Origin of the sequence: Salinibacter sp. (assembly GCF_042218895.1) — a bacterium.
In the GTDB taxonomy this organism is placed as follows: domain Bacteria; phylum Bacteroidota; class Rhodothermia; order Rhodothermales; family Salinibacteraceae; genus Salinibacter.
This window is the reverse complement of the sequence record NZ_JBDGQQ010000045.1, coordinates 1-2026: the sequence shown is the minus strand read 5'-3', so window position 1 is coordinate 2026 and position 2026 is coordinate 1. Positions and strand designations below refer to the sequence as shown.

The following is a 2026-nucleotide window of genomic DNA, read 5'->3' as shown; positions in this document are numbered from 1 at the left end:
GGTCTGTCGGGGCTTCCCGCCAACGGGGAAGTGCCTCTAGCGGAGCTGAGGGGGCCGCGAGACGGTGGTCCTTCTCAAGTTTCGGGATAGCCCAAGCCGTGGACCGTTCATCCGGTCAAGTTCGGCTGGCTCACGGCACCAATTCGCGGCTTTGATTCGTGGGTGGGGAGGAGGGGGCTCAGAGGTTCACGTGGCGGCGCGTGACCCACGGGGAAGCAGGCTCGCTCTCAGGCGTGTCCGGAAAGGTACACCTCCGAAGGCAGCCTACAGTTCCAGTGGGAGGTACGTGGTGGCCTGGCGGTCCGCGACCCAGCCTTGAGTCGTCGGCCCACCGGGTCAACGTTTCGGGCACGCCCTGGTCTGTCGGAAGAAACGCGTGGCTCGGTGGGTTCTGACCAAGACCGGGCCCTGGAAGCGGGAAAGCACCGGGGAAGCGGTGGCCGTGAATCAAGGAGCAAGGGCGTCAGTAGCACGATGCTCAAGCGGGGACGTGTGCCGCCTCGTCCACTCACGTCCGAACGAACCCCTAATTTCATGCCTGATTCCGATGTCGAGCTCACGCCCGGCACCTTTCTCATCTCGGCGCCCATGATGCAGGACCCGAACTTCCGCCGGTCGGTGGTCCTGCTCTGCGAGCATAACGACGAGGAGGGCACCTTTGGCCTCATCCTCAACCGAGAGCTCGACGCGCAGCTCGGCGATGTGCTGGACGAGTATGTTGCCTACAATCCCCCCCTGTACCTGGGCGGGCCCGTCCAGCGCGAGACGCTTCACTTCCTCCACACGCGTCCCGACGACATTCCGGGAGGCGTCCCCCTGCCCGGCGAGGTCACGTGGGGCGGCAACTTCGAGGTCGTCCAGCAGCTCGCGAAGAGCGGGGACGCGTCGCCCGAAAACCTGCGGTTCTTTCTCGGTTACGCAGGATGGGGGCCTGGCCAGCTTGAGGGAGAGCTCGACGAAGAGGCCTGGATTCCGGCGCCAGGCGCCGCCGATCTCGTCTTCGACACCGATCCCGACCAGCTCTGGCGCACCATTCTGCGCCGCATGGGCGGCGAATACGCCGTCCTCGCCAACTTCCCGGACGATCCGCGGATGAACTGACGGCCGCAGAGCGGGCGCTTCAGTGGGGCAGATCCGTGCAGAAGCGTGCTGGGGACCGGGAAATGGGCGGACGAACGCAGGAGAGCAGAGAATGGACCAGGTTTTGACGGGTGCGCTCGCGGGCCCGGAATCCTTCGCCTTCCCTTCGTGTACGTACTTTGTCCAGTCTATTCGGCTATCCCTTTCGCTCACCAGCCCGAACGTCCATGCCTGGCACGCCCGAAAACACGAAGAACGAAAACGAGCGAGACCTGAACTTCTGGGAGAGCCTGTACTTCCCCGAACTCTTCAAGGGGCTCGGCTACTCGTTCGGGAAAATTGCCAACGAGCCCACCTACACGTTCGAGTACCCGGAGGAGCAATGGTACCCGCCGGACAGCTACCGTGGGCGCCCCGTGCTCGTGGAGGAGGACGGACGGCCCCGCTGCGTGTCGTGCAATCTTTGCGCCCGCGCCTGCCCTCCACTTGCCATCTCGATGCAGTCCAAAGAGGTGAACAACGTGAAGGAGCGGGAGCCGGAGTGGTTCGAGATCAACATGCTCCGCTGCATCTACTGCGGCTTTTGCGAGGAGGTATGTCCCGAGGAGGCCATTGTGATGTCGAAGGAGTACGACCTCACTTTCCAGAGCCGGGACGAGGCCATCTTTGACCTTGAGGAACTCCTGAAGCCCACTGAGCAACTGCAGGACCGGCTTGAGTACCTCGACCAGTACAAAAACAAGCAGTTTGGGCAGCAGTGGGAGTTTCGGGAGGAAAACAACCTCCACAGCGTGAAGGACCAGGACTTTCTGGACTGGCTGGCCGAGGAAGGCATGGATGACCTCGAACGCACCCACCTGCGGGATGAACGGATGGCCACAGCAGGTGACCAGGATTGGGGCGCCGACCGCCAGGGTCCCCCGGAAACCGAGCACGCTGCGACCTA

General features: G+C 63.3%; 2 protein-coding genes. Both read left to right on the top strand.

Annotated elements, in window-relative coordinates:
• Positions 1-534: 534 nt before the first annotated feature.
• Positions 535-1101, top strand: a complete 567-nt coding sequence (locus ABEL04_RS05035; protein WP_375801295.1) for a YqgE/AlgH family protein — start codon at positions 535-537, stop codon at positions 1099-1101.
• A 206-nt stretch (positions 1102-1307) separates the two neighbouring features.
• Positions 1308-2026, top strand: a 719-nt coding sequence (locus ABEL04_RS05030; protein WP_375801294.1) for a NuoI/complex I 23 kDa subunit family protein, incomplete at its 3' end; no start/stop codon positions are given.